Annotated in this window: 23 protein-coding genes; 17 read left to right on the top strand and 6 right to left on the bottom strand. The window is 71.7% G+C overall.

Annotated elements, in window-relative coordinates; genetic code table 11:
• Nucleotide 1 precedes the first annotated feature (1 nt).
• The 3 genes from M1L60_RS28200 to M1L60_RS28190 all read right to left on the bottom strand — a co-directional run bounded on the left by M1L60_RS28200 (nucleotide 2) and on the right by M1L60_RS28190 (nucleotide 4,293).
• On the bottom strand, nucleotides 2–3,532 hold the full coding sequence (locus M1L60_RS28200; RefSeq protein WP_253240556.1) for an ATP-binding protein: 3,531 nt from the start codon (nucleotides 3,530–3,532) through the stop codon (nucleotides 2–4).
• Between the two features lie 103 nt (nucleotides 3,533–3,635).
• On the bottom strand, nucleotides 3,636–3,998 hold the full coding sequence (locus M1L60_RS28195) for a hypothetical protein (protein ID WP_202990866.1): 363 nt from the start codon (nucleotides 3,996–3,998) through the stop codon (nucleotides 3,636–3,638).
• 1 nt (nucleotide 3,999) lies between these two features.
• Entirely contained in the window at nucleotides 4,000–4,293 is a 294-nt protein-coding gene (locus M1L60_RS28190; RefSeq protein WP_253240555.1) for a hypothetical protein, read from the bottom strand.
• Between the two features lie 341 nt (nucleotides 4,294–4,634).
• Here M1L60_RS28190 and folP point away from each other — a divergent pair, with 341 nt between their 5' ends.
• The 7 genes from folP to M1L60_RS28155 all read left to right on the top strand — a co-directional run bounded on the left by folP (nucleotide 4,635) and on the right by M1L60_RS28155 (nucleotide 9,147).
• On the top strand, nucleotides 4,635–5,486 hold the full coding sequence (gene folP / locus M1L60_RS28185) for a dihydropteroate synthase (RefSeq protein WP_253240667.1): 852 nt from the start codon (nucleotides 4,635–4,637) through the stop codon (nucleotides 5,484–5,486).
• A 5-nt stretch (nucleotides 5,487–5,491) separates the two neighbouring features.
• Complete coding sequence (gene folB, locus M1L60_RS28180) at nucleotides 5,492–5,854, top strand: dihydroneopterin aldolase (protein ID WP_253240554.1); 363 nt, start codon at nucleotides 5,492–5,494, stop codon at nucleotides 5,852–5,854.
• Nucleotides 5,851–6,372, top strand: a complete 522-nt coding sequence (gene folK, locus M1L60_RS28175; protein ID WP_253240553.1) for a 2-amino-4-hydroxy-6-hydroxymethyldihydropteridine diphosphokinase — start codon at nucleotides 5,851–5,853, stop codon at nucleotides 6,370–6,372. Before folB ends, folK begins: the two co-directional genes overlap by 4 nt.
• A gap of 41 nt (nucleotides 6,373–6,413) precedes the next feature.
• Nucleotides 6,414–6,893, top strand: a complete 480-nt coding sequence (locus M1L60_RS28170) for a DUF3180 domain-containing protein (RefSeq protein WP_253240666.1) — start codon at nucleotides 6,414–6,416, stop codon at nucleotides 6,891–6,893.
• Nucleotides 6,894–7,027: 134 nt separating this feature from the next.
• Nucleotides 7,028–8,275 (top strand): ABC transporter permease, encoded by a 1,248-nt coding sequence (locus M1L60_RS28165; RefSeq protein ID WP_253240552.1) that lies wholly within the window; start codon nucleotides 7,028–7,030, stop codon nucleotides 8,273–8,275.
• Between the two features lie 31 nt (nucleotides 8,276–8,306).
• A complete protein-coding gene (locus M1L60_RS28160) occupies nucleotides 8,307–8,591 on the top strand; it encodes a hypothetical protein (RefSeq protein ID WP_253240551.1) in 285 nt (94 codons plus the stop codon).
• Nucleotides 8,592–8,655: 64 nt separating this feature from the next.
• On the top strand, nucleotides 8,656–9,147 hold the full coding sequence (locus M1L60_RS28155; protein WP_253240550.1) for a hypothetical protein: 492 nt from the start codon (nucleotides 8,656–8,658) through the stop codon (nucleotides 9,145–9,147).
• Nucleotides 9,148–9,150: 3 nt separating this feature from the next.
• Here M1L60_RS28155 and M1L60_RS28150 read toward each other — a convergent pair whose 3' ends face one another.
• Nucleotides 9,151–10,149, bottom strand: coding sequence for an ABC transporter ATP-binding protein (locus M1L60_RS28150; RefSeq protein ID WP_253240549.1), 999 nt, complete (start codon nucleotides 10,147–10,149; stop codon nucleotides 9,151–9,153).
• A gap of 2 nt (nucleotides 10,150–10,151) precedes the next feature.
• Here M1L60_RS28150 and M1L60_RS28145 point away from each other — a divergent pair, with 2 nt between their 5' ends.
• The 4 genes from M1L60_RS28145 (at nucleotide 10,152) to M1L60_RS28130 (ending at nucleotide 14,553) form a co-directional block, all read left to right on the top strand.
• Nucleotides 10,152–10,874, top strand: coding sequence for an ABC transporter permease subunit (locus M1L60_RS28145; protein ID WP_253240548.1), 723 nt, complete (start codon nucleotides 10,152–10,154; stop codon nucleotides 10,872–10,874).
• Nucleotides 10,871–11,584 (top strand): ABC transporter permease, encoded by a 714-nt coding sequence (locus tag M1L60_RS28140; RefSeq protein ID WP_253240547.1) that lies wholly within the window; start codon nucleotides 10,871–10,873, stop codon nucleotides 11,582–11,584. Before M1L60_RS28145 ends, M1L60_RS28140 begins: the two co-directional genes overlap by 4 nt.
• A gap of 125 nt (nucleotides 11,585–11,709) precedes the next feature.
• On the top strand, nucleotides 11,710–12,708 hold the full coding sequence (locus M1L60_RS28135) for a glycine betaine ABC transporter substrate-binding protein (RefSeq protein WP_253240546.1): 999 nt from the start codon (nucleotides 11,710–11,712) through the stop codon (nucleotides 12,706–12,708).
• Nucleotides 12,709–12,801: 93 nt separating this feature from the next.
• Nucleotides 12,802–14,553 (top strand): hypothetical protein, encoded by a 1,752-nt coding sequence (locus tag M1L60_RS28130; RefSeq protein ID WP_253240545.1) that lies wholly within the window; start codon nucleotides 12,802–12,804, stop codon nucleotides 14,551–14,553.
• A gap of 45 nt (nucleotides 14,554–14,598) precedes the next feature.
• On the opposite strand, the gene M1L60_RS28125 is transcribed toward M1L60_RS28130, so the two are convergent.
• Nucleotides 14,599–15,723: an NADH-quinone oxidoreductase subunit D gene (locus M1L60_RS28125; RefSeq protein ID WP_253240665.1), complete on the bottom strand. Its 1,125-nt coding sequence runs from the start codon at nucleotides 15,721–15,723 to the stop codon at nucleotides 14,599–14,601.
• Nucleotides 15,724–15,740: 17 nt separating this feature from the next.
• Nucleotides 15,741–16,709 (bottom strand): SAM-dependent methyltransferase, encoded by a 969-nt coding sequence (locus M1L60_RS28120; protein WP_253240544.1) that lies wholly within the window; start codon nucleotides 16,707–16,709, stop codon nucleotides 15,741–15,743.
• A 119-nt stretch (nucleotides 16,710–16,828) separates the two neighbouring features.
• Here M1L60_RS28120 and M1L60_RS28115 point away from each other — a divergent pair, with 119 nt between their 5' ends.
• The 6 genes from M1L60_RS28115 (at nucleotide 16,829) to nadC (ending at nucleotide 22,483) form a co-directional block, all read left to right on the top strand.
• Nucleotides 16,829–17,686 carry a Rossmann-like and DUF2520 domain-containing protein gene (locus M1L60_RS28115; RefSeq protein WP_253240543.1) on the top strand — a complete coding sequence of 286 codons (858 nt, stop codon included), beginning with the start codon at nucleotides 16,829–16,831 and terminating at the stop codon, nucleotides 17,684–17,686.
• The gene (gene panC / locus M1L60_RS28110) at nucleotides 17,683–18,507 is read left to right on the top strand and encodes a pantoate--beta-alanine ligase (RefSeq protein WP_253240542.1); all 825 of its coding nucleotides are present in this window, start codon (nucleotides 17,683–17,685) and stop codon (nucleotides 18,505–18,507) included. The genes M1L60_RS28115 and panC overlap by 4 nt, the downstream gene beginning before the upstream one ends.
• Nucleotides 18,507–18,932 (top strand): aspartate 1-decarboxylase, encoded by a 426-nt coding sequence (panD, locus tag M1L60_RS28105; RefSeq protein WP_253240541.1) that lies wholly within the window; start codon nucleotides 18,507–18,509, stop codon nucleotides 18,930–18,932. Before panC ends, panD begins: the two co-directional genes overlap by 1 nt.
• Before the next feature lie 73 nt (nucleotides 18,933–19,005).
• Complete coding sequence (locus M1L60_RS28100; RefSeq protein ID WP_253240540.1) at nucleotides 19,006–19,911, top strand: septum formation family protein; 906 nt, start codon at nucleotides 19,006–19,008, stop codon at nucleotides 19,909–19,911.
• Nucleotides 19,912–19,973: 62 nt separating this feature from the next.
• Nucleotides 19,974–21,617: an L-aspartate oxidase gene (locus M1L60_RS28095; protein ID WP_253240539.1), complete on the top strand. Its 1,644-nt coding sequence runs from the start codon at nucleotides 19,974–19,976 to the stop codon at nucleotides 21,615–21,617.
• A gap of 14 nt (nucleotides 21,618–21,631) precedes the next feature.
• Entirely contained in the window at nucleotides 21,632–22,483 is an 852-nt protein-coding gene (nadC, locus tag M1L60_RS28090) for a carboxylating nicotinate-nucleotide diphosphorylase (RefSeq protein ID WP_253240538.1), read from the top strand.
• The last annotated feature ends 8 nt before the right edge of the window (nucleotides 22,484–22,491 follow it).

Raw genomic sequence — 22,491 nt, 5'->3', positions numbered from 1 at the left:
CTCAAACCTCCAGGTCGGACGGCAACATCGGGACCGAGGGGGCGGCCTTGGCGGCCGTCGGCGTCGTGTCGAGGTGTTCGAGCAGACCCTCAACGTACGACACGTCGACCCGCACCTTCTGCACGCGCCCGTCGACGTCCCGCATCACGAATTCGCGGAAGCCGAGCCGCGACTGCGACGACGTGTCCACCTGGGACAGTGACGCCAGCGTGGCCTCGTAGCCGTCGTGCACCGGCACCCTCAGCAGCCGCAGCGCCTCGGACGCGATCTCCTGGTCTTCCGCGATGCGGCCCACGAAGACCGTCGACACGAGGTTTTGCACGTCGAGGCCGAGGATGTCGCGCGGGTTCTGCGACGCCACCAGGGCCGCGAGGTTCCATTTGCGGGAGTCGCGGGCCAGGCGGACGAGGAACGACCGCCCGGAGCGCCAGCCCTCCATGAAGTGGGCCTCGTCGAGCCCGACCATTTTGCGTGAGCTCATCGAGCCGCCGTAGCAGCGCCTCACCGCCAGCCGGTGGGCTGTGTGCAGCATCGGCAGGGCCAGCGACTCTTCCGCCGACCAGTACTCGCGCTCGATCTTCAGGTCGGGCAGTCGCAGCCCGGCCATCGTGATGACCGTCAGGGCCGCGTCCGCGCCGAGCAGGTGTTGCGGCGGCGAGCCGAAGAACAGCAGCGCGAGCGGCATCTCGGCCGTGTCGAGCAGCAGGTTGGCCAGTTCGCGGCCCTCGTCGTCGTCCAGGCCCTGCAGGGTGCGGACGACGTCGTCCAGGGTGGACGTCTCTTCGGCCGGCACCTGGCGCACCGCGTGCCGCAGCAACGTCGCCGTGGACGCTTCCTTGGCCACCTGGGGCGGCACCAGCATCGAGCAGATGTCCTGCACCAGCATGCGGCGTTCGGCGCGGGCGTTGGAGACCGCGATCTCGTACTCGCGGTCACCGGCCGGGCCGGTGGCGAACTCGGAGCGTACGGGGGTGGGAATCAGCGCGTACGGCGCCAGCGTGCCCTGTTCCGAGCCGGTGAGATTCAAGACCCGGGAGTACGGCCGCAGTTCCGGCATCTGGCACAGCCGGGCCAGCGGTCCGGACGGGTCGAGCAGGGTCACCTGCACACCCCGGCGCGCGTTGAGGTAGCCCAGCGCGCCCATCAGCGTCGACTTGCCACCGCCGGGCTCGGCCACGAAGACGCCGAGGCCGGAGCGCTCGCGCACCTCCATGGGGAAGTGCAGGTCGAGGAAGACCGGCCGGCGGCAGGTGCCCGCCGTGCGCCCGATCAGGTCGCCCCGGCGGTCGCCGACCGTGGAGGCCGCCTGGGGCAGGGCCGCCGCCAGCAGCTTGACCGGCATGCGGCGCACGTATCCGGTGTTGGCGATCGGCTCGCCCGGGATGAACTCGCGGGCCAGCTGGTCCTGGTTCTTGGGGTGCTGCAGCGAGATGCGCAGCTCTCGCGAGTAGAGCTGGATCAGGCGGCGCGCCCGTTCCAGGCATTCCTCGCGGGTGGCGCCGCCGACCGCGATACGGTGCCAGCCGTGGGCGCGGGCCGATTCGACCGGCAGGCCGGTGGTCATCTCGTCGCCGATCACCAGCGCGCGCTTGGCCAGGCGTTCCAGTTCGGGCGGGGCGTCGATGCCGTGCTCGGCGTAGTCGAGCTGCTGCGAGCGAATCATCCGGAGTCGATGCTCCAGATTCTTGAACGAGCTGCCCGAGCCGAGGATGTCGAGCCGCGACGAGAGCTCCATGGGCCAGGGCAGCCGCTCGTGGAAGTGCATCCACGGCTCGTGCTTCTCGGGGATCTCGAGTGGCTCCATCCGGCCGACGGAGAGCACGGCGACGTGCCGTTCCTCCCCGGTCATCCGGTTGACGAGCTTCACGGTCGAACCGTACGGGGTGCGGTAGCGCTCGACCTGCTCGGTCAGGGCCAGCAGGTCGCCGGTGTCCCACTGCCCGTTCGTGACCGGTGAGAGCGGCCCGGGCGGGGCCATGCACAGCGCCACGGAACGGAACAGCAGCCATTCCAGCTCTTGCGGAGTGACCCGGCGGCCGCGCATGCCGAACGCGTTCAGCACCTCGTCGAACTGCTCGACCGCGCGGTTGAGCTTGCGCCGCTCGCCGTCCGAGGTGCCGCGCCCGAAGATCCGCAGGACCCGTTCCGAGAACGTGTCACCCAGCGAGCGCCGGGCGAAGGTCACCCCCAGGTACGTCTGTCCCTCGGCGTGGTTCACCGAGAGCAGGTGCCGCTGGGCCGCCACGAGATGGTCCGACCAGGAGGTTCCGCCCCGCACGTCGGGCAACGGCTTCGCCGTGAACGAATCGACCGTACGGGCCCACTCGTCGGCCGGGAACGGCCGGTTGGTCCGCCGCAGGTGCAGCCGGAAGCCGGCCAGGCCCGCGTACTGCTCGGAGATCGCGCTGAGCAGGGCCTCGCGCTCGGCGTCGGGCCGGAACGCCCAGCGCACCTCGGGCAGGTAGTACCAGGCCGTGACCGTGCTCTGGGTGAAGGTCAGGTGGCCGGCGATCTCGCTGATCTCCAGCTCCATGACCGGGTCACGGTCGTTGAACTTCAGCTTGTGCGGCCGCAGCGCCGACGTCTTGGGCTGCCGGACCGGGAGGTTCCTGGGCTCTTTCTTGCGCTTGGCCGGGGATTTCTCCTTGCGCTTGGCCGGCGCCCGGTCGGTGGCCGGCACGGGCAGCGGCGGCTCAGCCGGCGGAGCTTGCGGGGCGTACGCCTCCACGGGCCCAGCTTGGGGCGGAGCCGGCGCGGCGCCGCCCACGTTCTGCCACAGCGGCGGCGTCGACACCGGGGGCGCCGTGACGGGCTCGGTGGTCGGCGTCGGCGGCCAGTTGTCGAAGTCGGGCCACTCGTCGAAGTCGGCTTCGGGGCTGGTGGCGCCGGTGGCACTCGAGTCCTGGAAGTAGTCGGCCTTGGGCCCGATCGGCGCCCGGCTGTACGGCGCACCCGGCTCGGGCGCGCCCCATGGACCATCCGGCTCGTCCGGAAGACGGGCCGGCGGCATCGCCGGCGGCGGGGCCGAGGCGACCGGCGGCGCCGCAGATGCGGCCGGTGGCGCAGAGGCGACCGGTGGGGCCGAGACGGGACGCTCGGCAGCCGGCGGAAGAGCCACGGGCGGCTCGGCCGGCGGCAACGCCACGGGCGGCCCGGCCGCCGCGACCGGGGCCGGGGACACGGGCCGCGGCTCGACCGGATCAGGTCGTACGGGCTCGGGGGTGGGAAGGGTCTTCGGCGCGGGCGGCGGGGCCGGGTCGTCGAAGTCGAACCCGAAATCGAAGTCGAGCTCCGGATCGGCCGCCGGCGGCTCGATCGGCGGAGGCGCGGCGACCGGCGACGGCGGCGCGGCCCCACCGAAGAGATCGAGGAACGGCGAATCGATGTCGAGCGTCGTGTCCACGGCCGTGCCCCGTGGGCGCAGCGGCTGGGGCGACTGGAAGACCCCGACTGCGCCGTGCCCCGGCGCGGCCACGAACTCCTCGGCCGCCTCGTCCGCGGAATCTGACGAGGAGTAGTGGTTCGAGCGCACTCCGTTACTCTGCCTGCCCTGCGTGTCGGCATCCGCCCGGGGATGACCGTGCGGAACGGGTCCGGTCATGCGCCATCTCCGTGGGAGCGTGCGAATGAACTGGTCATACCAACTCCTCCCGAACCCGGATGCGAGTGGCGACAAGTCTCGGATCGCGTCGCTCGACCGCCGGCTCGCGCGTGCGGCGCCAGTCGGTGAGTGCGGTCCGGATGACGACCCGGGCCGGGCGGTCGGGGTCGACATGGCGGAAGACGTACGAGGTGGTGACCATGGCGAGCGCGATCTCCCAGGCCGGGAACGGATCGAACTCGAAGGTCATCAGGTAGTGCAGGAACATGAACAGCGGCACCAGCGCCACGAACATGCCGTACTGCGCGTACGGCAGGTGGATGGGCAGGGTGTAGCCCGGGGGGCCTAGATAGACGAGGCGCGCCCGGTAGATGTCGTCGTCGGTCCGGAGCCGCATCTCAGTTGAAGATCAACTTAATCAGGGCGTCGCCGACGAAGAACAGGGTCGCGGCGCCGGCGATGAAGGCCAGGCCCACGATGGCGATGGCCGAGCTGGTCAGGACCTTCGAGATCTCACCGCGGCTGGCTCGTCCGATGAAGATCACGCCGAGCACCGCGAGCAGGATCGGCGCGATGTTGCTGGCGAAGAAGGTGACGATGCCTTCGGTGTTGATGCCCTTGGGTTCGGGCGCGGCGAGTGTGGCCTGCTGGAGCAAGGCCGCCGCCTGCGTGGCGAGCTCAGTGGCGATCATCGGTAAACCTCCCCGTGCCCGGCTAGGGGGTTCCGGGCACGCTGCAGTTGTGAAGCTTCACGGCATCGCCCATATCGTGCTACTTCCCACCCTGCGCGTCGAGTGAGCCGTTCGGGCATTGCCATGCTCGTCTGCTCTCTTCGGTTCATGCAAATGATGCCTGGTTCCGAAGCGTACGGCCCGTCGTTCATGGCTACAAGCGTCGGAAACGTTACGGATGGTGATGGCGTGCATGAAGTTGAGTTACCGGACATCGTACGCACGTGCGACAACCCCGCCCGCCGTACCCTCGTGGCGTGACCAAGGAGCCGACGGATGCGCAGGTCGCGGGCCGCGCACTGATGCAGATGGATCACCCGGTCGTGATGGGAATCCTCAACATCACTCCCGATTCGTTCTCCGACGGCGGGAAATACACAGACGTGGACGCCGCCGTCGCGCACGGCGCTGACCTGTACTACGCAGGTGCGAACATCGTGGACGTGGGCGGCGAATCGACCCGGCCCGGGGCCGAGCGGGTGGACGCCGAGACCGAGATCTCCCGCGTGGTCCCGGTGATCCGCGCCCTCGCGAGCGCCGGGGTGCCGCTCAGCATCGACACCACCCGGGCCTCGGTCGCCCGCGCGGCCCTGGCCGCCGGGGCGGTGGCGATCAACGACGTGTCCGGCGGTCTGGCCGACCGGGACATGGCGCGGGTCGCGGCCGAGGCCGGCTGCCCCTGGGTTCTCATGCACTGGCGCGGTCACTCGCGCCACATGAACGAGCTCGCGGTCTACCACGACGTCGTCGCCGAGGTCCGCGATGAGCTGCTGGAACGGGTGGACGACGCGCTCGCCGCCGGTGTCGCGCCGGAACAGATCATCCTCGATCCGGGACTCGGCTTCGCCAAGACGGCCGAGCACAACTGGGCCCTGAGCGCCCACCTCGACGTCCTGATCGGGCTGGGTCACCCGGTGCTGTTCGCGGCCAGCCGCAAGACCTATCTGGGCCGGTTGCTGGCCGGTCCGGACGGCACGCCACGCCCGGTCGAGCAGAGAGAGGCCGCGACCCTGGCCACCTCGGTGCTGGCGGTGGCGGCCGGGGCCTGGGGCGTACGCGTCCACGATGTCACCGCCACGGCCGACGCCATCGCCGTGTGGCGCGCGACCGGCTCGCCGCGGCTGCGCACCGTGTCCGAGAGTGAGAAGGAGTGAACGGGGTGGAGGGACGGATCACGCTGACCGGGCTACGGGTGCGCGGCCGTCACGGCGTCTTTGACTTCGAGCGCGAGCAGGGGCAGGACTTCGTCATCGACGTACGCCTGGATCTCGACCTCGGCCCGGCCGCGAGCAGCGACGACGTGGCCGACACGGTGCACTACGGCGAGCTCGCGGGCCGGCTTGCTGAGATCGTCGGCGGCGAGCCCGTGAATCTCATCGAGACGCTGGCCGACCGGCTGCTCACGGCCTGTCTGGACGACCGCCGGGTGACCGCGGCCGAGGTCACCGTCCACAAGCCGCAGGCCCCGATCCCGCTCGAGTTCGCCGACGTCGCGGTCACCCTGCGCCGGAGCCGAGCGTGACCCGGGCCCTGCTCTCGCTGGGCAGTAATCTGGGCGACCGCGAACAGCACCTGCGTCGCGCGGTCGGCCGGCTCGGCCCGGGAGTCGTCCGGCGCTCCGGCATCTTCGAGACACCGCCGTGGGGCGACGCCGACCAACCGTCGTACCTCAATGCCGTGCTGATCGTCGCCGACCCCCGAGCGGAGCCGTACGACTGGCTGGTGCGCGCGCGGGCGGCCGAGTCCGAGGCCGGGCGCGTACGCGACCCGGAGCGCCGCTTCGGCCCGCGCACCCTCGACGTCGACGTGATCGTGGTCTGGGACGACGACGGCCGGCCCGTGCTCAGCGACGACCCCGAGCTGACGCTGCCCCACCCGCGGGCCCACCTGCGCGCCTTCGTGCTGCGACCCTGGCTCGACATCGAACCGGCAGCCGAACTGCCCGGCCACGGCCCGGTGGCCACGCTGCTGGCCGCGCCCGACCTGGTGGACGACGTCGCCGGTCTGACACCCCGGCCTGATCTCGCACTAGAGTCGTAAGTGTGAGCAGCAATCCGCAGGCGCCCAAATCGGACCCGTCGATGCGCCCGACCAGCATCTCGGTGCTGATCGTCGCGGGCCTGGCCGCCGCCGCGGTCGGCTGGCTGCTGCTCAGCTTCTCGTATTCGACGCTGCCCGACCTGCCGTGGTCGCCGGTGATCGTGCTGGCCGTGCTGGCCGTGGCCGAGGGCCTGCTCGCCCAGAACACGGCGGCCCGCATCCAGCGCAAGCCGGGCACCCCCCGGGTCGATCCGCTGGCGGTCGCGCGGTACGTCGCCCTGGCCAAGGCGTCCTCGCTGGTCGGGGCGATCTCGGCCGGGTTCTCGATCGGCCTGCTGGCCTGGCTGGCCATGGAGCCGACCCAGGCCGCCAACAACGATCTGCCGGTCGCCGTGGGCAGCGCGGTCTCGGCCGCGGCCCTGATCGGCGCGGCCCTCTGGCTCGAGCGGGCCTGCCGCGTCCCCGAGCAGCCCGAGGACGAGAACGAGAAAGATTCGGGTCGACCCACCGGCCTACTCTGAGGACCGGCAGCACCCCCAAGTTTCGGCCTTGAACTGAGACCGTCTCGTATCCGTATGCTCTGAACGCGGGGCACGCGCCCGGCGGATTCCGGCGTGCGTCACCGCACGGGGGGCGCACACGAGGAGGCGCGACGATGGCGTACGACGACTCGACCTACCGCCGGCAGGCCGAGGAACCCACGCCCACCGATCCGGCGGCCTACCGGTCCAACACGCTGGCCGCGGCCGAACAGCGACGACGGGCCGAGGAGCTCGACGGCGTCGGCGACACCACAGCCGACGTGCTGCGCCGGGCCGAGGCCGAGGAGGACGGCCGTGACCGGCTGGGCATCCACCTCGGCTGGGAGGTCGTGCTGCTGGTCGCGGCGGCGGCGATCGGTTTCCTGCTCTGGCGTCTCGAACCGGAGAGCCTGCGCCGCCCCGACCTCGACGACCTGCTCATCACCGGCGCCGCGATCGGCCTGCTCACGCTCGGGGCCGGCCTGACCCTGCGGGCCGGGGTGCCCAACCTGGCGCTCGGCCCGATCGCCCTCGCCGCGTCCCTGCAGTACGCCGAGCAGGGCGACCAGGGCCTGGTCAAGGCAATGGTGCCGGCGCTCGTGTTCGCCGCCGCGGGCGCGATCGTGCTCGGCGTGATCATCGTTGTGCTGCACGTGCCGGGCTGGGTGGCCACCCTCGCGGCGGCCCTCGGCGTGATCGTCTTCGACCAGCTGCGGGTCGTCCCGGTCGCCGTGCAGGGCACCTACGACCCGACCGGCCAGGCGTTCTTCCTGTTCGGTGGGTTCGCCGTGCTGGCCGTGTTCGGCGGCGCCCTGGGCATCGTCACGCCCGTGCGCCGCTGGCTGGGCCGCATGCGCCCGACCGGCGACCCGGCCCGGCGCCGGGGTGCGATCGTCGCCTTCCCGGTGATCGGCGCGCTGGTGCTGTCCTCGCTGTTCGCGGTGGCGGCGGGCACCCTGTTCGCGGCCCAGTCGGACGGTCCGATCGTCCCGGCCACGGGAATCGAGTGGACCGGCATCGCGCTCGGCCTGGCCATGCTGGCCGGCACCAGCGGCTACGGCCGGCGGGGCGGCATCTTCGGCACGCTGTTCGCGGTCGCGGCCCTGACCCTCTTTCTCGACTACGCCGACCGGCGCGAGTTCGACATCTCGCTGTTCGCGATCGCGGCCAGCGTCGTCGCGGCCGGGCTGGTCGTGACCCGGCTCGTCGAGGCGTACGGGCGGCCCCTGCCGGTCGTCGGCCCGGCCGACTGGAACGCGGCCGCGCCGGCCACGGGCGCCAACTGGCAGCCCGATCTGCCCGAGACGTGGTCGACGGCCTCCACGACGCCGCGCGGCGACCGCTGGGACTCCGGCCCGTGGGGTACCGGCACTGGCCGGTGAGCGTCGGTCCGGGCGGCTTATGCTCTTGGTCATGACCTCTCCGAGCTTCGCCGAGCTGGACGCCCTGCCCACCGAGGAGCTGCGTGAGCGCGCCTTCCACCGGGCTAGGGAGCGGCGCGACGTCGGCTTCTTCTGGTCGGTCCTCAAGCACCTGCCCAACGCCGACGAGGCGGCCGAGCTCGACGGCGCGCCCAACTCGATCGGCCCCACGGTCGACGAGGCGTTCGCGCTGTGGCGTGAGCTCGAGGGCCACGGGTACGGCGAGAACGAGCCCCTGCTGCGGGCCGCGTTCATCGACTACCTGCAGAAGCACTGAAGTTACCGAGAGTCATTCATATTCATCGTTTGAAATGAGCCACGCGCCGGGAAATTAGCGGCGCATGGCTCTCGGTAACCGTTACAAGTCTGCGCCTGGTGCGGGCACACTCGCCGCGCTCATACTCGTCCTCGTCTTCGGCAGCCCCTGGTACGCCGAGTGGGCGATCAAGAACACCAACCCCGAGACGGCCGGCGGCTGGTTCCTCAACCTGCTCGCCTGGCCGCGCTGGTCCTTCGACTCCGACGACTCGCTGCGGCAGATCATCGTCGGCGACCTCAAGGCGATCCTGCTGGTCGTGCTGACCGCGCTCTTCCTCTACCTGCTGCCCGGTTCGCAGCTGGCCCGGGCCCGGGGCACGATCAGCCAGTTCTTCGCCGGCTGGGGCGCCTACATCTTCGCGGCCGGTTTCGCCGCCCTGCTGACCACGCTCTTCCTGGCCAACCCGTCGCTGGTCGGCGCTTTCCGGGCGGCCGGCAACGGAGCGTCGTACGGGTTGTTCGTGGGGTGGATCGTCGGCATCGCCACCCTGGGTGGCTACCGCGGCACCAGATAGGTCCTAGGCGGTCTCGCGGCTGTGCTCCTCGAAGAGCCCGGCCTGCGAGACCGTCCCCACCGGCTGACCGTCCTCGACCACGACCACCTCGCTGACGTCGGTGGCCAGCATGACCGCCAGCGCGTCGTACAGCGTGCCGCCGGCGTCCACCGTGGGGCGGTCGCCGGCCGGTGCGCCCGGCTTCATGGCCGCGCGGACCGGGGTGACGGCGAGCCGGCGGATCCCGCGGTCGGCGCCCACGAAGTCGGCCACCTCGGCCGAGGCCGGCCGGCTCAGTAGCTCGGCCGGGGGTGCGTACTGCCGCAATTGACCGCCCATGCCGAGCACCGCGATCCGGTCGCCCAGCCGCACGGCCTCGTCGATGTCGTGGGTGACCAGCACGATCGTCTTGCGCACGGTGGCCTGCAGCTTGAGGAACTCTTCCTGCAGACGGCCGCGGGCGATGGGGTCGACGGCCGAGAACGGCTCGTCCATCAGCAGCACCAGCGGGTCGGCGGCCAGCGCCCGGGCCACACCTACCCGCTGCCGCTGACCGCCGGAGAGCTCGTGCGGATAGCGCTTGGAGTAGCGGGCCGGATCGAGGCCGACGAGGTCGAGCAGCTCGTCGGAGCGGGCCGCGACCTTCGCCTTGTCCCAGCCCAGCATGCGCGGCACGGTGCCGACGTTCGTGCGGATGTTCTGGTGGGGGAACAGGCCCACGTTCTGGATCACGTAGCCGATGTGCCGGCGCAGCTCGACCGGGTTGCGATCGAGCACGTTCCGGCCGTCGATCAGGATCCGCCCGTGGGTGGGCTCGATGAGCCGGTTGATCATGCGCAGGATCGTGGACTTGCCGCAGCCGGACGGCCCGATCAGCACCGTCAGCTCGCCCGCGTGGACCTCGAGGCTGAAGTCGCCCACGGCGACCGTGCCGTCGGCGTAAGTCTTGCCGACGTCTTCGAGCGTGATGGAGGCCGCGCTCCGGCTGTCGCGCCCGGGCTGGTCATTCGCGGTAGCGTCCACCTATGTCCTTCCTTTCCTGGGGCCCAGTGGGTGTTTCACCGCTGGCCGCGCCCGCGGATGACGGGCCGGGAAATCCGTGGTTCTCGTGGCAGTACGTGCGGGACAACGCCGGCGCCCTGGGCGACGCGCTCGAGTTCCACGCGGGCCTGACCGCTCGGGCGGTGCTGCTCGCGCTGGTCGTGGCCCTGCCCCTGGCCGTGCTGGCCTACTGGATCAAACCGCTGACCGGACCCATCCTTGCACTCTCGGGCGTGCTCTACACGATTCCGTCGCTGGCGCTGCTGGCCCTGCTGGCGCCCGCGGTTGGCACGACGACGGACACCTCGGTGCTGATCGCGCTGGTCCTCTATGCGCTCCTGGTTCTCGTACGCAACGCTCTGACCGGCCTGACCCAGGTGCCCGACGAGGTGCGGGACGCGGCGACCGGCATGGGCTACGGCCGGTTCGGCCGGCTGCTGCGGGTGGAGTTGCCGTTGGCCCTGCCCGGCATCATGACCGGGTTGCGGCTGGCCACCGTCTCGACGGTGGCGTTGGTCACGGTGGGCTCGCTGATCGGGCAGGGCGGCCTCGGCGACCTGATCCTCGGCGGCTTCCGGAACAACTTCTACAAGGCCGAGATCGTCACCGGCTCGGTCCTCTGCCTGGCCCTGGCCCTGGTCCTCGACCTGCTACTGGCCGGCCTGGGCCGCCTGCTCACCCCCTGGGCGCGGAGGCGGTCGGCGTGAACTACCTGAGCGAAGCCGTCGTCTGGCTCAACGACCCGCTCAACTGGACCAACCCGGGCGGCCTGCTCGACCGGCTCTCCGAGCACCTGCAGATCAGCTTCTGGGCGGTCCTCCTGGGCTGCCTGATCGGCTGGCCGGTCGGCATCTGGCTCGGTCACCGCGGCCGGGGCGGCTCGGCCGTGATCACCCTGGCCAACCTGACCCTCGCTCTGCCCACGCTGGCCATGCTCACGATCCTGCCGCTGACCCCGCTCGGCTTCGGTAAGCCGCCGGTCGTGGTCGCGCTGGCCGTCTTCGCGGTGCCGCCGCTGCTGTCCAACGCGTACACCGGTCTGCGCTCGGTCGACCCCGAGGTCAAGGACGCGGCCAAGGGGATGGGCCTGTCCGGCTCGCAGGTGCTGTTCCGGGTCGAACTGCCGCTGGCCGTGCCGTATCTGGCCGCCGGCCTGCGCACGGCCGCGGTGCAGGTGGTCGCGACGACCACGCTCGCCACCTTCGTCAACGGGGGTGGGCTGGGCGAGATCATCAGCGCCGGGTTCGGGCTCGGGATCAGCGTCGGGGGCAACCAGATCGTGGCCGGCGGCCTCTTTGTGGTGCTCCTCGCACTCGTCGTCGAAGGGCTCCTCGCGCTCGTGCAACGCCTGGTCACACCCCGTGCGCTACGGGCCGCCAAGCGCCGCCGGCCGACCGCCGCGGCCCCGGCCGGGTAACGGACGCCATATTGCTGGAAAGTTGTCACACCCTGCGGGTAGAGATGGCAGGGCAGGCGGTTCCTCCGCCCGTCGGACACGCGGCGCGACCATCCTGATCGCGCCGGGACACAGAAGGCGGCATTATGCGTCGACACCTGATCTGGATGGCCGCCACCGCGACGGCGGCCGTCGTCTCCCTCGCCGGTTGCGGTGACGCCGGCTCCTCCGGCACCGAAGCGCCGCCCTCCGCGGCGGCCGGGGCCGGCTGTGCCCCCGTGGCCGGCGACAAGCTCGTCGTGCTCGAGGACGACAAGAAGCTTCAGAACACCGACAACGTCCTGCCCGCGGTCAACCAGAAGGCGTCCTCGCCCGAGCTCATCGCCGCGCTCGACAAGGCGTCGGCCACGCTCGACACCACGAAGCTCATCGCGCTCAACAAGGCGGTCGCGGTCGACCGCAAGTCGTCCAAGGCGGCCGCCGAAGAGTTCGCAACTGCGAACAGTTTGACGGCCGGTCTGGCCAAGGGCCCCGGCGGCAACCTGACCATCGGCGCCGCCGACTTCCCCGAGAGCGCCACCCTGGCCCAGCTCTACGGCGTGGTCGCGACGGCGGCCGGTTACACGGTCAAGGTGCAGACGATCGGCAACCGTGAGCTGTACGAACCAGCTCTCGAGAAGGGCGACCTCGACGTCGTCCCCGAGTACGCGGCGACCCTGGCCACGTTCCTCGCGGGCAAGGTCGAGGGCAAGAACGCCAAAGACCCGTCCTCGCCCGAGTTGCAGACCACTATCACCAACCTCACCGCCCTCGGTGAGAAGCGTGGCCTGGTCTTCGGCAAGCCGTCCGCGGCGCAAGACCAGAACGCGTTCGCGGTGACCACAGCGTTCGCCGACAAGAACGGTCTGAAAACACTGTCCGACCTGGCCGCGAAGTGTTCCGGCGCCGAGACCGTCCTGGGTGGCCCGGCCGAGTGCCCGCAGCGCCCGAAGTGCCAGCAGGGTCTGGTCGAGACGTACGACTTCAAGGCCGGCAAGTTCAGCAGCCTGGACGCGGGTGGCCCGCTCACGCTGACCGCTCTCAAGACAGGCACGGTCAGCGTCGGCCTGGTGTTCAGCTCCGACCCCGCGCTGGCCGGCAGCTGAGGGTAATTGTCCGAGATCGCCGGGTTTCAGGCCATCTGAAGCCCGGTGCTCGAACAGTTGCTCGATCGGGGAGTCTGGGTAATATCGGCGGCCATGCCGGAACAGGACTCCGTGGCGGGTAACGCACGACTGCTCCGCGGCCTCAATTGGGCGGGTGTTCTGCTCGCCCCGTTGGCCGCGGCCATCGTGCTGCTCGGCTCGAGCTCCAACACCGTGCGGTTCGCCGTGCTGGTCATCGCCATTGCCGTGGTCGCGGTCGGCGCGTCCGCCCTGGTGCGCAGCGACCCGGTGCTCGGCCGCATGGACGTCGAGGACACTGTGGCCGACCAGGTCGCGCAGCTACGCCGCGAACTGCGAGCCGAGTTCGGCGCGGGCAACGCGGCCGGGGTCATGTCGGCCCCGGGCCCGGTCGGCACCGTCCACGGTGCCGCCCCAGGCAACTTCAACGGTGCCGCCCCAGGCAACTTCAACGGCGGCGCCCCGGCCAGCGGCTTCCAAGGCGGCGCCCCGGCCAGCGGCTTCCAAGGCGGCGCCCCCGTTGGCGGCCTTCACGGCGGCGCTCCGGCTGGGAACCTTCATGGCGGCCCGCCCGCAGGGAATCTGCATGGCGGGGGTACGCAGCGGGCCTCGGGCGTTGTCGCGCCGCCTCCGCCGCCGGGCGACGACGACGAGGCCGGCTTCTTCGCCGACGCCCCGCCGATCAACCCGGAGGACGACCCGTTCGCGAGCCCGGCCGGCTTCCCGGGCCGGGCGAACTTCGCCCACGGCGCCGACTACCAGGGCTCATCCGACTACCCGGACCAGCCCGACTACCAGGGCGACCCCGGCTACCAGGGCGATTCCGACTACCAGGGCGATCCCGGTTACCCGGCTCAGTCCCACTACCAGGACCAGCCCGATTACCAAGGCGATCCCGGCTACCAGGACCAGTCCGGCTACCCCGGCGAGCACGACTTCCAGGGCGAACCTGGTTTCGCGGGCCCGGACGGCGACTTCCCGAGGCAGCCCGCGGGACCGCCGCCCATGCACCCCGCCGGCCGCCCGCCGATGGGCTCTGCCGCTCCGCCGCCGATGGGTTCCGCCGGCCGCCCGCCGATGGGCTCCGCCGCGGCACCGCCCATGGGATCCCCAGCTCCGCCGCCGATGGGTGCGGTCGCTCCACCTGTGGGTCCCGCTGGTCCGCCGCCCATGGGGTCCGCTCGTCCGCCCGTTCCTCAAGGTGGCCGAGCCGGCGTCCCGGCCGCGTCGGCCGCTGTCCGTCCCCCGGCCCGCACCGGCCCCGGCATGACCACCGGCGGTCGCAAGATCGGCCCGCCCGGCCGTGAACCCGGCACCTCGACCGGTGGCCGTCCCGCCGCCGCGGCCGCGGTTCCGCCGCCGCCGCAGGTTCCCCGCCAGCGCGGCGCCGCCTCGGTGCCCCCGCCGGCCCCGCCGCGCGCCTCAGCCGCCGTACGCCCGCCCGCCCCCGGCAATCTCGGCGGCCAGCCGGAATCGCTGGCCGACGACTTCGGCGCCAGCAACGGCTACGCCGGTCAGGCCACCGGGGTCTACGGCGCCCCGCCCGGCGGCAACACGTACGGCGCCGCCAACACGTACGGCACGTCGAACGACGACTTCGACTCCGACGAGTACAACGGCTACGGCGCCCCGCGCTACGGCGCCGACCAGAGCGGCTACGGCGACGCCGAGGGCCATGGCTACGAGCCGGAAGCCGTCACCGGCGACCCGAACTACAAGGCCCGCCGCCACCGCCCGTCGGCCAACGACACGAACGTCGGCTCGCTCAGCGACTTCGCCCAGTACGGCGGCTACACCCCCGACCAGGGCGGCTACGGCCGCCACTAGGCGCGAAAGGATCTCGCCCGCCACGTGCGGCCGAGCCGGCGCGCTCTATTTGTCGATGTCGCCGACCACGAAGAACATCGATCCCAGGATGGCGATCAGGTCGGGCACCAGGCAGCCCGGGATGAGCGTCGCCAGCGCCTGCACATTGGCGTAGGACGCCGTCCGCAGCTTCATCCGCCACGGCGTCTTCTCGCCCCGCGACACCAGGTAGTAGCCGTTGATACCGAGCGGGTTCTCCGTCCAGGCGTACGTGTGCCCCTCGGGCGCCTTGACCACCTTGGGCAGCCGCACGTTGACCGGCCCGGAGAGCTGGTCGACCCGGGCCAGGCATTCCTCGGCCAGGTCGAGCGAGACAAATGTCTGTTCCAGCAGCACCTCGAACCGCGAGTGGCAATCCCCGGCGCTCCGGGTCACCACGGGCACGTCCAGTTCGTCGTACGCCAGATAGGGCTCGTCCCGCCGCAGGTCGAAGTCGAGTCCGCTGGCCCGCGCGACCGGCCCCGACGCCCCGAACGCGGCCGCCTGCTCGGCCGTCAGCACCCCGATCCCGACCGTACGGGCCAGGAAGATCTCGTTGCGCCGGATCAGGTTGTCCAGGTCGGGCAGTCGCGTGCGGACGGTCCGGATCGCCTCGCGGGCCCGTCCCGTCCACCCGGCCGGCACTTCTTCCTTGAGCCCGCCGACCCGGTTGAACATGTAGTGCATGCGGCCGCCGGAGACCTCTTCCATCACGGCCTGCAGGGTCTCGCGCTCGCGGAACGCATAGAACATCGGCGTGATCGCGCCGATCTCGAGCGGATAGGAGCCCAGGAACATCAGGTGGTTGAGCACCCGGTTGAGCTCGGCCAGCACCATCCGCAGCCAGGTCGCGCGCACGGGCACCTCGATGCCCATCAGCCGTTCGACGGCGAGCGCGACCCCGAGCTCGTTGGAGAACGCGGACAGCCAGTCATGCCGGTTGGCCAGCATGAGGATCTGCCGGTAGTCGCGCACCTCGAACAGCTTCTCGGCGCCGCGGTGCATGTAGCCGACGATCGGCTCGCAGCTGACCACCCGTTCGCCGTCGAGTGTGAGCTTGAGTCGCAGCACGCCGTGCGTCGAGGGGTGCTGGGGGCCGATGTTGAGCACCATGTCGGCGGTCTCGAGACCCGCGCCGGTCCCGACCGTCATCTCGCGCAGGGCATCCGTCACGACAGCATGCTCCCACGCTCGCCCAGTCCGATGCTGTGCAGCAGCCACCAGTGACCACCGAGCCCGGCCGGTTCGATCAGTTCGGCCTCGGCGCCGGCCGCGGCCAGCGCACGCACGTATCCGGCGGGGTCGCTGCGGGCCAGATCGAGCGGCGGCCGCCCACCCTCGACACCGAGCGCTCGCAGCGCCTCCCGCTGACGAACCAGCTCGTACGGCGCCCCGGCCGCCCCCGCCACGGCGTCGATCGCGACATGCGCCGTCACGTCACACGACCCGTCCGGCACCGGCGCCACCTGCCGACCGCCTCGGAACCCGGTCAGCGTCCCCAGCGCCGGTCGCTCGTCGCGTCGATGCCCGTAGTCGATCGCCAGCGCGCACCCGCGCCGCACCTGCCCCACGGCATCGGCCCACGCGGCATCGCGCGGCCACCCGATCTCGGCCCGCCCCGCCTCGGGCCACCACCGCTTCAACCAGAACAGGTCGGCCGGATCGACCAGCCCACCCAGCGATTCCACCCCGGTCGACGGCTCGACCAGCACCTTCCGGAGCAGCCCGGCATCATCCAGATCCACCACGTCGAGCGGCACGTTGTCGAGCCACTCGGTGGCGATCAGCAGCCCGACGATCCCGTCCGGCACCTCAGGCCGCCAGTCGATGCCATCCGGCAGCCCGGCCGGGCGGGACGCGACCTCGACCGCGGTGACCCGAACCCGCTCCGGCAGCAGAGGCCGCAGCGTCGCGACCAGCTCGCCCCGCCCCGCACCCACATCGACCAGGTCGAACACCTTGGGCCGCCCGAGGGCCGCATCAACTCGGTCGATCAGCCGCAGCAGCGCCCCGGCGAACAACGGCGAAGCGTGCACGCTGGTCCGAAAGTGATCGCCCGGCCCCTGGTCGGCCCGCACGAAGAAGCCACCCGGCCCATAGAGCCCGGCCTTCATCGCCGCCCGCCACCCAGCTTTCACACCAGCCACCCTAGGCGCTCGGCGGTGATGGTCTTGTTCACACGGTCTTGTCACCGGAGTGTTACGGCGGCGCATACTTGCCCTCGACCGGTACCCCTTCTTGAGGACTGGATCCTGATATGAGCGCATTGACTGTCGGTATCGTCGGTGCGGGCCGTGTAGGCGCCGTTCTCGGCGCTGCCCTCACCGCCGCGGGCCACCGCGTGGTCGCCACCGCCGCCGTTTCCGCGGCCTCGCGCGACCGAGCCGCCCGCCTGCTCCCCGGCGCCGCGATCCTCCCGGCCGACGAGGTCGCCCGCGCCGCCGACGACCTCCTGCTTCTCTCCGTGCCCGACGACGCCCTGGCCGCCGTGGTCTCCGGCCTGGCCACCACCGGCGCGCTGCGTCCGGGCCAGATCGTCGCCCACACCTCCGGCGCCCACGGCCTGGCCGTGCTGGGCGATCTGCCCGGTCTGGCCCTGCACCCCGCGATGACCTTCACCGGCACCGGGACCGACTTGGAACGCCTGCCCGGCATCGCCTGGGGCGTCACCGCGACCGACCGCGCCTTCGCCGCCCGCCTGGTCGCCGACCTCGGCGGCATCCCCGAGTGGGTCGCCGAGGACGCCCGCCCGCTCTACCACGCGGCCCTCGCCCACGGCGCGAATCACCTGGTCACGCTGGTCAACGAGGCCGCCGACGTGCTGCGCGCGGCCGGTATCGCCGAGCCGTCCCGCGTACTCTCGCCGCTGCTGCACGCCGCGCTCGACAATGCGCTGCGGCTGGGCGACGCCGCGCTGACCGGCCCGGTCTCGCGGGGCGACGCCGGCACCGTCGGCAAGCATCTCGACCGCATGCCGGCCGAGGCTGTGCCCGCGTACCTGGCTCTGGCCCGCCGGACGGCCGACCGCGCCATCGCCTCCGGGCGCCTGCGCCCGCAGGACGCCGCCCTGCTGCTCGACGTCCTGTCCCGGGCCGCGGTGGGGAGCCCGTCATGACGTACGTGATCCACACGCGCGCCGAACTGGCCGCGCTCACGCCGAAGCCGATCCGGGCTGTCGTGATGACCATGGGCGCCCTGCACGACGGGCACCGGCAGCTCATGCGCGAGGCCCGCGCCCGGGCCGACGAGGTGGTCGTCACGATCTTCGTGAACCCGCTGCAGTTCGGCCCGGCCGAGGACTTCGACAAATACCCGCGCACGCTGGAGGCCGACCTCGAGGCGTGCCGGGCCGAGGGCGTCGACGTGGTCTTCGCGCCGAGCCGCGACGAGGTCTACCCGGGCGGCGTCCCGTCGATCACGATGAACGCGGGCCCGCTGGGCGAGATCCTCGAGGGCGCGAGCCGCCCCGGCCACTTCGCGGGCATGCTCACGGTCGTCCAGAAGCTGCTCATGCTCACCCGGGCCGACCTGGCCTTCTTCGGCGAGAAGGACTTCCAGCAGCTCGCGTTGATCCGCCGGTTGGCCGCCGATCTCGAGCTCGGCGTCGAGATCGTCGGCGTGCCGACCGTCCGCGAACCGGACGGCCTGGCCCTGTCGAGCCGGAACCGCTACCTGTCGCCGGCCGAGCGGCAGTCCGCCCTGGCGCTGAGCCGGGCGCTGCGCGAGGGCGCGACCCACACCGAGGCCGAGGCCGCGCTGACCGCCGCCCGCAAGATCCTGGCTGACGAGCCCGGGGTGCGGGTCGACTACCTGGCGCTCACCGGCGCCGATCTCGGCGTTCCCCAGCCCGGTCCGGCCCGGCTGCTGGTGGCGGCCCGGGTCGGCGCGACCCGCCTGATCGACAATGTCGCCCTGACCCTGGACGAGGTCGCCTGATGGTCCGCACGATGCTCAAGTCCAAGATCCACCGGGCCACCGTGACCCAGGCCGACCTGCACTACGTCGGGTCGGTGACGATCGACCTCGACCTGCTCGAGGCGGCCGATCTGCTGCCCGGCGAGCAGGTCGCGATCGTCGACGTGACCAACGGGGCCCGCCTCGAGACCTACGTGATTCCCGGGGTGCGGGGCAGCGGCGTGATCGGCATCAACGGCGCCGCCGCCCATCTCGTGCACCCGGGTGACCTGGTCATTCTTATTTCGTACGCCCAATTGGACGACGCCGAGGCCCGTGCCTACCAGCCGCGGATCGTGCATGTCGACGCCACCAACAAGATCATCGAGTTGGGGGCCGACCCGGCCGCGGCCGCCGAGGGCATGCCCGGCGATCTGCTGACCTCTCCCGGGGTGGCGATTCCCTGAACGCCGCCGATCCGGTTTCGATCGCCATATGCTTAGAAACCGGACATAGGCGGCGTAGGGAAGGCGTAGATTCATGCGACACCGGCTCGGGATCGTGGCTGTCCTGGGTTCGGTGCTGCTCGCGGCGGGTTGCGCCAAGCCGGGCGGCGTCGACGGCGACCTGACCAACGGCTGGAGCGCGATGGCCGCCGCGTCCGGTTTCGAGCCGAACACCGGGGCCTGCCACAACGCCAACTTCAGCCCGGTCGGCCCGCGCGGCACCTACGAAGAGGTCGACTGCGCGGCCAAGCACCGGACCGAGACCGTGTACGTCGGCACGTACGAATCGCCCGCGGCCGACGCCGACGTCCCGCCCGCCGACGGGTCGGCCGGGGCCAAGGCCGCGTACTCGGTCTGCGACCAGAAGACGACCACCTTCGCCGGCGGTCCCTGGCGCAACGCCCGGCTGTGGATCGGCGTGACCCGCCCGACCGAGGCCGCCTGGAGCGGGGGCGCCCGCTGGTACCGCTGCGAGGTGCTCGAGCTCAACTCGGTCGAGGACGACGGCGGGCTGGTCCAGCGCGAGGGCAGCCTGCGCAACGTGCTCGCCGGCGGCCCCTCCGACGTGCAGCTCACCTGCTATGCCATTCAACTCGACGGCAACGGAGCGATCGCCACCATGCCCGCCGTGAGCTGCTCGGCCAAGCACAACGGCGAGTTCACCGGGGTCTGGTTCGCCAAGGACCTCAACTACCCGAAGGACGACGCCACCTGGGCCAAGTTCCACGACGGCTGCCGGGCCCTGATCGCGGATTACGTCGGCGTGCCCAAGGACGACGACCTGCAATACCGCACGGGCGTGGTGTCCCTGCCGGGCGGCGCCGACGTGTGGGCCCTGGGCGATCGGGGCGTGCGTTGCTACATGTGGCTCGACGGTGTGGAACTCACGTCGTCGCTCAAGGGCAAGGGCATCAAGAGCCTGCCGGTGCAGTACAAGTAACGGTGACCACGAATGTCCGACCCCGGCGCCGAACTGTCGTACCCGCGGAGTGTACTGAGCGGATGTTTGTCGCCGACCTTCCGGAACTGCCTTGTCGGCTCGCCGCGGCCGACCCGGGCTGGAACGAGACCACCGACGTGCTGGTCGTGGGTTCCGGCGTGGCCGGCCTGACCGCCGCGCTGCACCTGCGCGAGCAGGGTCTGCACGTCACCGTCGTCACCAAGGTCAACATCGACGACGGCTCGACCCGGTGGGCCCAGGGCGGCATCGCCGCGGTGCTCGACCCGCTCGACACCCCGGCCGCCCACGCCAACGACACCGAGATCGCCGGGGTCGGGCTGTGCGATCCGGCGGCGGTACGCGTGCTCGTCGAGGAAGGGCCGGCCCGCGTACGGGAATTGATCCGTCTCGGGGCCTCGTTCGACCGCCACGCCGACGGGTCCCTGATGCTCACCCGCGAGGGCGGCCACCGCGCCGACCGCATCGTGCACGCGGGCGGCGACGCGACCGGGGCCGAGGTGCAGCGCGCTCTGCACGAGGCGGTCCACCGCGACCCGTGGATCCGGCTGGTCGAACACGCGCTCGTGCTCGACCTGCTGCGCGCCCCCGACGGCCGGGCCTGCGGCATCACCCTGCACGTGCTGGGCGAGGGATCGGAAGACGGCGTCGGCGCCATCCTGGCCCGCGCGGTCGTGCTGGCCACCGGGGGCATGGGCCAGATCTACTCCTCCACCACCAACCCCTCGGTCTCCACGGGCGACGGTGTGGCTCTCGCGCTGCGGGCCGGCGCGCTGGTCAGCGACGTCGAGTTCGTGCAGTTCCACCCCACCTCGTTCGTCACCGCGAGCGTCAACTCGGTGCAGCGGCCGTTGATCTCCGAGGCGCTGCGCGGCGAGGGCGCCCACCTGGTCGACGAGTCCGGCACCCGGTTCATGGTCGGTCAGCACGAGCTGGCCGAGCTGGCCCCGCGCGACGTGGTGGCCAAGGGCATCCACCGGGTGCTGCTCGAGACCGGCGCCGATCACGTCTACCTCGACGCCCGCCACCTCGGCCGCGAGTTCCTCGAGCAGCGCTTCCCGACGATCGTCGCGTCCACCCGCGCGGCCGGCGTCGACCCCGCGACCGAGCTTATCCCGGTCGCGCCGGCCGCCCACTACGCCTCCGGCGGCGTGCGGACGGATCTGGCCGGTCGCACCAGCATCCCCGGCCTCTACGCCTGCGGCGAGGTCGCCTGCACCGGTGTCCACGGCGCCAACCGCCTGGCCAGCAACTCCCTGCTCGAGGGGCTGGTCTTCGCCAAGCGGATCGCCGACGACATCGCCCGTGAGCTGCCCGCGCAGGCCGACCCCGCGCCGGCCGAGCCCGGCCCGGGCTGGGTCGTGCCGGCCGCCGTACGCCCCGAACTTCAACGCACGATGACCCGGGGCGCGGGCGTGCTGCGCTCGGCCGACTCGCTGTCGGCCACCGCCAAAGAGCTGGCCCGCCTGGCCGAGCAGCGCGACACCCCGCGCAACGCCGCCTGGGAGGCGACGAATCTGCTGACGGTGGCCACGGTGCTGGTCGCGGCCGCGCGCACCCGCCGCGAGACCCGCGGATGCCACTGGCGTGAGGACTTCCCGGGCGCGGAGGACGAGTGGCGCGGCCACCTGCTGCACACCCTCGACCGCCAGGCCCGCTTGACCCAGTCCTTCGAAGAGATGGCCTGACCACAGGGGGAACGATGAACGAGTTGGACGTCGCCGAGGTCGAACTGATCGTGCGCACCGCGCTGGCCGAAGACCTGGGCTCGCCGCCGCACGACGTGACCAGTGAGGCCACCATTCCCGCCGACCAGGTCGACACGGCCGAGCTGGTGGCCCGGGCCGACGGTGTGGTGGCCGGCCTGCCGGTGGCCGCGGTGGCCTTCAACGACACCTCGGGCGGCGCTGACGTCTTCGAGCAACGGGTGGCCGAGGGCGACCGGGTCACCCGGGGCGACGTGCTGGCCGTCGTCACCGGCCCCACCCGGGCCCTGCTGACGGCCGAGCGCACGGCGCTCAACCTGCTCAGCCGCATGTCCGGGGTGGCCACCCACACCCGGCGCTGGGCCGACGCGCTGGCCGGCACCAAGGCCACCGTCCTCGACACCCGCAAGACCACGCCGGGGCTGCGCTACCTCGAGAAGTACGCGGTCCGGGTCGGCGGCGGCACCAACAAGCGCATGGGCCTCTACGACGTGGCCATGATCAAGGACAACCACAAGCTGGCCGCGGGCAGCATCACCGCCGCCTACCGGCTCGTCCGCGAGAAGTTCCCCGCGGTGCCGGTGCAGGTCGAGGTGACCACGCCGGCCGAGGCCCGCGAGGCGGTCGAGGCCGGCGCGACGTTCCTGCTCTGCGACAACATGAACCCCGACCGGCTGCGCGAGGTGGTGGCCGAGGTCGGCGACCGGGCCGAACTCGAGGCGACCGGCAACCTACGCTTGGAGACGGTCGCCGAGTACGCCGCCACGGGCGTCGACTACCTGTCCGTCGGCGGTCTCACCCACTCGTCGCCCATCCTCGATATCGCCATGGACCTGCGCCCCCGGTAAGGAGCCCC

Source organism: Paractinoplanes aksuensis, from assembly GCF_024137025.1.
Lineage (GTDB): Bacteria > Actinomycetota > Actinomycetes > Mycobacteriales > Micromonosporaceae > Actinoplanes > Actinoplanes aksuensis.
Note: the sequence above shows the minus strand (reverse complement) of the source record. Positions and strands in the feature narration are given on the sequence as shown.